The organism is Aeromonas sp. QDB14, assembly GCF_027707845.1.
Lineage (GTDB): Bacteria > Pseudomonadota > Gammaproteobacteria > Enterobacterales > Aeromonadaceae > Aeromonas > Aeromonas caviae.
This window is the reverse complement of sequence record NZ_JAPCJD010000026.1, coordinates 51,434-58,966: the sequence shown is the minus strand read 5'-3', so window position 1 is coordinate 58,966 and position 7,533 is coordinate 51,434. Positions and strand designations below refer to the sequence as shown.

Below are 7,533 nucleotides of genomic sequence, written 5' to 3'. Positions count from 1 at the left end.
GCGGATAGTGGCCTTTTCAGACAAGGCGGCAGCGGCAGTAATCCATTCGTCGGGAATATGGTCGGCAAAAATGGCCAGCCGAGCCAGCATGTCGCCAGATGCCTCAACAACATCGTTCAGATCGTTTGCAATAGACATAAAAAATCCGGAACTAGTGATTGGTTCCGGATTGTCCTACAGCAGAAGGATCGGTCAATGGATCCTTAACTGATCAGCATTGGGCAGATGCCGGCTGTTTTTTTAGGTGGGCCTCAGGCCCGTTTCTCTTCAAGCCAGGCCCCCTGGCTCTGCATCTCGAACAGCTGGGCATAATGCCCCCCCAGCGCCATCAGCTCGCCGTGGGTGCCGCGCTCGCTCACCCACCCGCGGGAGAGCAGCAGGATTTCATCGGCATCCACAATGGTGGAGAGACGGTGGGCGATGGCGATGGTGGTGCGGCCACGGCGTGCCGCCGAGAGCGCCTGGGAGAGGGCGAGCTCGGTCTGGGAGTCCACGCTCGCGGTCGCCTCGTCCAGGATGAGGATGCGCGGATCCCCCACCAGGGCGCGAGCAAAGGAGAGCAGCTGGCGCTGGCCAGCGGAGAGGTTCTTGCCCCCCTCCTCCATCAGGGTGGCCAGGCCATCGGGCAGGCGGCGCACGAAATCGGCCAGCTGCACCTCCTCCAGGGCCTGCCAGAGCCGCCCATCCTCGATGCCGTCACGCCCAAGGCGCAGGTTCTCGGCCAGGGTGCCGACGAAGATGAAAGGATCCTGCTGCACCAGGCCGATGCTGCGGCGCACCGCCGAGAGAGCCAGGCCGTTCATGGGGTGATCATCGAAGTGGATGCTCCCCCGATCCAGGGGGTAGAAACCCATCAGCAGGCTGATGATGGTGGACTTGCCGCTGCCGGTGTGGCCCACCAGCGCCAGCATCTGGCCCGGCCGGGTGGCAAAGCTCACATCTTGCAGCACCTGCTGCTCCCCGTCGTAGGAGAAGCCCACCCCGTCGAAGCGTACCCGTCCCTCCAGGGGGCGCACCTCCCCGTCGGTGCTCTCGCGGGTTTCATCGAGCAGGGCGAATACCCGCTCCCCCGCCACCATGGCCTGCTGCAACTGGTTGAGCTGGTTGGTCATCTCGATGAGGGGCTCGATCATCCGCCCCAGATAGCTGATGAAGGCGTAAAGCACCCCCACCTGAATGGCCCCCGCCGTGCTCAGCCCCTCGTGGGCAAACAGGGCCAGCAGACCGATGAGCACCATCATGTAGAAGAGATCGATGAGGGGGCGCAGCAGGATGCCGTTGATCTTGAGGCTCTTGATCCGCGCCTGCCAGTGCTGCTGGTTCACCCCCGCAAAAGCAATGGCGAAGTGGCGCTCCTGCACCATGGCCTGGATCACCGGCATCCCCTGCAACGACTCGTTGAGACGGCTGTTGATGTCGGAGAGCAAGGATCGGGTCGCCCGCACCACGGGCACGCTCAGTTTCTGGTAGAGCCACATCACGGCCCCCACCGCCGGCAGCAGGGTGGCGCACACCAGCATCAGGTGAAAGTCCAGCAGCGCCATGGAGAGCAGGATGCCGCACAGGAGCACCACTTTTTGCACCAGGAGCCCTATCACCTGGACATAGAGGTTCATGATCGCCTCGGTGTCGTTGGTGATGCGGGAGATGAGGGAGCCCGAGCGGTGCTTGTCGAAATAGCGGGCAGGCAGGCGGATGGCGGTGGCGAACACCTGCTCGCGCAGACGCTGCACCACCGCCTGGGCGATGCGGTTGAAGCGCAGGGATTGCAGGTAGAAGCCGGCCGCCGACAACACCTGCAACCCCAGATAACCGGCGGCAAGGGCGGCGATGATGCCCCACTCCAGCCGGCGCGGCGCCAGGTAGTCATCGATGAAGAGCTTGATGAGCAAGGGACCCGCCACCTCGGCGCCGGTGGCGAGCAGCAGGCAGATGCCCGCCTGCACCAGCCAGCGGGGGTAGCTGGCGCAGTAGGCGAGCAGCCGTTTGATGGTTGGATTCACAGACTTGCCTCCAGCGCAACGTTCCACGGGAATTGACTCTCTTTGCTCCCCTCTCCGCTCGCGGGAGCCGGGCGGGGGGTGAAGGAAACCAGGGGCCTTGTCATCCTGTTCACAGGCTCTCCTCCACGTCCTGCTCCAGGCGCTGGTAGCGGACCATGTCCGCGTACCAGCCGTTCCTGGCCATCAGGGTCTCGTGACGGCCCCGCTCGCTGATCGCGCCCTGTTCCAGCACCAGGATCTCGTCCGCCTGCTCCACCGCCGTCATGCGGTGGCTCACCAGCACCAGGGTGCGCTTGTAGACCTTGAGGGCCAGCAGGATCTGCTGCTCGGTGTGGGCATCCACCGCCGAGAGGGCGTCATCCAGCACCAGGATAGGGGCATCCAGCAGCAGGGCGCGGGCGATGGCCAGACGCTGCTTCTGACCGCCGGAGAGGGTCACCCCCTTCTCTCCCACCTCGGTTTCATACCCTTTGGGGAAGCGACTGATGTCGTCGTGAACGCAGGCGATGCGCGCCACCCGCTCAATCTCCTCCCGGCTCGCCTCGGGGCGGCCCAGGGCGATGTTGGCCGCGATGGTGGTGGAGAACAGAAACGGCTCCTGGGGCACATAGGCAAACTGGCTGCGCAGCTCACCCAGCGACAGTTGCGAGATGGGCACCTCCCCCATGCGGATCTCCCCGGCCGTGGGGTTGGCCAGGCGCATCAGCAGCTTGAGCAGGGAGCTCTTGCCTGCCCCGGTGCGTCCCACTATCCCCAGCATGGCGCCAGCCTGCAGGGTGACATCCACCCCCTGCAACAGGGTGCGCTGCTCCAGCCGGTAGCCCAGCCCCAGCACCCGCAGGGGAAAGGCCGAGGCCAGCGCCATGGGATGGGCCGGCTCCTCGATGTCGCTGTGCTCCCCCAGCAGGCTTTCGATGCGCGAGTAGGCGGCGCTGCCCCGCTCGATGATGTTGAACAGCCAGGCGATGGCGAACATGGGCCAGATGAGCTGGCCGAGGTACATGGTGAAGCTGGTGAGCTCCCCCAGAGTCAGCTTGTCTTGCAGCACCAGGGCGCTGCCCCCTGCGACAGCCAGAAAATAGGAGCAGCCGATGCACAGGTAAATCACGGGGTCGAACTTGGCGTCGATGCGGGCCACCGCCATGTTGCGCTCCCCCGCCTGACGGGTCAGCTCGGCAAAGCCCTCGTCCTCTAGGGATTCGACCGCGTAGGATTTGAGCACCCGCACCCCGGAGAGGGCCTCCTGGGTCTTGTTGTTGAGGCGGGAGAAGGCCCCCTGAGCCGCCTTGAACTCCTTGTAGATCTGGGTCCCGAAGCGGTTCATGAAGAAGGCCATCACCGGCAGGGGCAGCAGGGAGAGCAGGGTCAGCTGCCAGGAGTACTGGCTGCACATGATGGAGAGCACCAGGATGCCGACGATGAAGGAGTCCACCAGGGTCAGTACCCCTTCCCCTGCGGTCATCTCCACCGCCTGGATGTCGTTGGTGGCGTGGGCCATCAGATCACCGGTGCGGTGGCGCTGGTAGAAATCCGGGCTCATGCGGGTGAAGTGGCTGAACAGCCGGTTGCGCAGCACGTAGGCGAGCCGGTAGGAGGCACCGAACAGCATGACCCGCCACACGTAGCGCAGCAGGTAGATAAGCAGTCCCAGGCCAAAAAGCCCCGCCAGATAGCCGGTCAGGGTGCCGCTGTCCAGGTCACCCTTGGCGATGCCATCCACCACCCAGCCCACCACCTTGGGGGGGATCACGGTAAACAGGGCCACCAGCATCAGCAGGGAGATGGCCACCAGATAACGCCGCCACTGATCCTTGAAAAACCAGCAAAGCCGCAAAAATACGCTCACAGAGAAGTCCTTGGTCGCGGCGCGCTGCCGCGTGATCATGAAGAGAAGCTCAATACAATCGCCCCCTGGCGGGGGCGAACGAGTGGGTCATCATAGCCTGAAGCGGGTGACTTGAGAACGATTACTATCTTGCCCTCCCTCAGAGCCGCTTGTCGGGGGGCGAAAACGGGAAAGCGACCGACTCCTGCTGCTCCCCGGTGAGCAGGAAGTGGGAGACCTCCTCCCGGGTCTGGGTAAAGACCTGCTGCAACTGGTTGAGCTCCCCCTCGCTCAGCTCCTCCTGCAGCCGCAGCCGCCACTCCAGTTCCCCGGCCAGCAGTTGCAGGCGGGAAGCGGAGATGTTGGCCGAGACCCCCTTCAGGGTATGCAGCAAGCGGCACGCCACTTCGGGCTGCTGGCGACGCAGGGCGGTGCGGATGTCCCACAGATCGTCCTTGTGCTCGGAGAGGAACAGCTTGAAGAGGATCTGCAGCGCCTCCCTGTCATGCTCCAGCCGGCGCAGGGCATCCTCCAGATCCAGCACGCCCATGAGGGCCGGCGGCTTGACCTCGATGGGCACCTTGGGCTCCCCGCCGCTGCTCTTCACCCATTGCAGCAGGTTGTTGTAGAGATCGAGCTTGCTCACCGGCTTGGTGACATAGCCGTTCATGCCGACGCCAAGGCAGCGCTCCCTGTCCCCCGGCATGGCGCTGGCGGTGAGGGCGATGATGGGCACATCATGCTTGTCCACCATCTTGCGGATCTGGCGGGTGGCATCCAGCCCGTCCAGCACCGGCATCTGCAGATCCATCAGGATGACGTCGAACGGCTGCTCCGCCACCTGCTCCACCGCCTCGCGGCCGTTGTCCACCACGGTGACCTTGGCCTCCACCCGGCGCAGGTACTCCAGAATGAGCTGCTGGTTGACCCGGTTGTCCTCGGCCAGCAGCACCCGGGTACCACGCAGCAGCTCCCGGAACTGCTGCTGATCCCCCTGTGCCTCCGCCTGGCGGACCTTGCTGTCATGGGAGCTGCCGTTGAGCAGTTCGTCCACCTTGGCCAGCAAGGCGTTTTCGGTCATGGGCTTGGCCAGGAAGTGGGTCAGTCCCATGCTTTCCATCCGCCCGTGCAGCCCCTCCCTGGACCAGGCGCTGGTCATCAGGACAGGCAGGCGCCGCCACTGGCTGTGCTGATACATCTCGAGGGCCAAGTCCAGGCCATCCTCCTGACCCATGCGCCAGTCGAGGATGGCGAGGCGGATGTGATGCCCCTCTTCACGCAGCACCTGACGGGCGCGGGAGAGGCTGTTGACCGTGATGACGGACGCCCCCGCCCGCCCCAGGATGTCCTTGGCCAGTTCCAGCACCAGCTCATTGTCATCCATCATCAGGATCAGGGGCTGGTGATCGAAGAAGACCCGCCGCCCCGAGACCCCGTACACCGCTTGGGAGATGGGGATCTCGAACAGGAAGGTGGAGCCCACCCCGGGTTTGCTCTGCACGGTGATCTCCCCGCCCATCAGCCCCACCAGGCGCTGGGAGATGTTGAGGCCAAGCCCGGAGCCGCCATATTTGCGGGTATTGCCCGCCTCCAGCTGGGTAAAGGGCTGGAACAGCTGGGCCTGCTTCTCCGGGGCGATGCCGATGCCGGTATCCCGCACGCTGAAACAGACCCGCATGGGATGCTGGCTGGTGAGGGTGATGGCCACCTCCACCTCGCCCCGCTCGGTGAACTTGATGGCATTGTTCACCAGGTTGACCAGTACCTGACCGAGGCGCAGCGGATCCCCGCGCAGAAAGTCGGGCACGGCGGGAGACTTGTTGATGATGACCTCGATGTGCTTGCGCTCCGCCAGATCCGCGAACATGGCGGCGAGGGAGTCGAGCTGCTCGCTGAGATCGAAGTCGATCTCCTCCAAGGTCAACTTGCCGGACTCCACCTTGGTGAGATCCAGAATGTCGTTGATGAGCAGCAGCAAGGTGTCCGACGAGGATCTGATCTTGTTGAGATAGTCCCGCTGCTGGGGATCCAGACTGGTTTGCAGTGCCAGGGCGCTGAAGCCGATGATGGCATTCATGGGGGTGCGGATCTCGTGGCTCATGTTGGCCAGGAAGTCGCTCTTGGCCTGGGCCAGCAGCGCGGCATGGCGAGAGAGCTCGCTCAGCTTCTGGTTGCGACGCCACAGGGTCGCGGCCACCAGCGAGAAGCAGAGCAGCGCCCCCCCCAGCACCATCAGGTAGAAGCGGCTCTTGAGGGAGGAGGCCCGCTCCAGCTTGCTCTGCTTCCAGGCGGGCAGTGAGCTCAGCCCCTTCATCTCCACCACCTGATTGCGCAGGCGATGGTACTCCATCACCTGCTGATTGAACTCCTGGCCCAGCCGGACGAGGGCCGTGACCCTCGGCTGCTCGCCATAGCGGTCAAGCAGGTGCTGCTGGAGTTGCAACAGTTGCCGCTGCTCGTTCTGATCCCAGCTGCGTCGGAGGTAGTGGTGCAGGCGCATGAGTTCGGTAAGGTCGCGGTACTGCGCCTCACCGACCGGCAGGGTGCCTTGCAACGCCTTGAGCTGGCCCTGGAAGCGGGGAGCCAGATACTCGATGGTCATCTCCATGGTGTAAAGCCTGGCGAGATCCAGCAGATAACCGTCGATGTCCCGCTGCAACGCCTGGGAGCCGGGGTCGTCCACCGACTCCGGATCCTCGTGCACCAGCCTGACGAACCTGTCCAGGTGACTGGAAAGCAGGCTCAGACGTTGCTGTACGCTGCCATCGCTGGCCTTCTCGCGCCCCAGCAGATAGACGGTATCGGTATTGACCCGATTGAGCACCATCTCAGCCGCCACGCTCAAATCGAAGGCACGCTGCTGCTGGCTGAGCAACTGCCAGCAATAGGCAGAAAAGCCCACCAGCGATACGATGATAAGGCCAAAGACAACACGATTGCCCCGTGCAACACTCTTCATCCCGTCTCGATTCTCATGTCATGGTCGGCCATCCGGTGACATCAGGTCACGGCCGGAGGCCAACTGTGAAAAACCACTGAGTGCTATGTTACCGTTAGTCGGCGCTCTGATTGCAATAAAGATGTTGCCGGGCCATGAAATAAGGAAGCAATTATGTCACTTGTCACCACCTATTGTAGCCAATGCTTTACCCGCAACCGCCTGCCTGTCGAAAAAGCAGACTCAAACGCGAAGTGTGGCCGCTGCCGTCACGCCCTCTTCGAACAAACCCCGGTGGCGGGGCGTCAGGCCAGCTTCGATGCCCTGATCCAGTCCGACATCCCGGTGGTGGTGGACTTTTGGGCAAGCTGGTGTGGCCCCTGCCTGCAGTTTGCCCCCGTCTTTCAGGAGGTCGCCCGGGAGCTTGAGCCCCGCCTTCGCTTCGTGAAACTCGATACCGAGCAGGAGGCCGCCATCGCAGGTCGCTATGGCATTCGCAGCATTCCTACCCTGATGGTCTTCCAGCGGGGGGAGATCCTGGCACAGCGCAGCGGCTCCCTGCCCAAGAGCCTGTTCAAGGAGTGGCTGCTCTCCTTCACCTCCCCTGTCAAATGAAAATAAAATGTTTCATTTCTGTTTGATTAAAGATCCATCTTCACTTGACTCTGTGAGTCGCCACATGATTTGACCATATCCCCCTGTTTCAAACAGGGGGATATATGTAACCTCGGCATCACAACAACAACCATAAATTAACCGAGAGAACG

4 protein-coding genes and 1 pseudogene are annotated in these 7,533 nt (G+C 63.0%); 1 reads left to right on the top strand and 4 read right to left on the bottom strand.

The genetic code is table 11. From position 1 onward, the window contains the following. The 4 genes and pseudogenes from PG887_RS10815 to PG887_RS10800 all read right to left on the bottom strand — a co-directional run. Window positions 1–138, bottom strand: a pseudogene (locus PG887_RS10815) (IS4 family transposase); the annotation flags it as partial. 113 nt (window positions 139–251) lie between these two features. Beyond that, window positions 252–2,003, bottom strand: coding sequence for an ABC transporter transmembrane domain-containing protein (locus PG887_RS10810; protein WP_049636011.1), 1,752 nt, complete (start codon window positions 2,001–2,003; stop codon window positions 252–254). Window positions 2,004–2,112: 109 nt separating this feature from the next. Beyond that, a complete protein-coding gene (locus tag PG887_RS10805) occupies window positions 2,113–3,849 on the bottom strand; it encodes an ABC transporter transmembrane domain-containing protein (protein WP_270821666.1) in 1,737 nt (578 codons plus the stop codon). A 139-nt stretch (window positions 3,850–3,988) separates the two neighbouring features. Further along, a complete protein-coding gene (locus PG887_RS10800) occupies window positions 3,989–6,787 on the bottom strand; it encodes a hybrid sensor histidine kinase/response regulator (protein ID WP_049636010.1) in 2,799 nt (932 codons plus the stop codon). Window positions 6,788–6,940: 153 nt separating this feature from the next. Between PG887_RS10800 and trxC the strand changes: the two genes are divergently transcribed. Continuing rightward, window positions 6,941–7,381 (top strand): thioredoxin TrxC, encoded by a 441-nt coding sequence (trxC, locus tag PG887_RS10795; protein WP_010674892.1) that lies wholly within the window; start codon window positions 6,941–6,943, stop codon window positions 7,379–7,381. Window positions 7,382–7,533 lie beyond the last annotated feature (152 nt).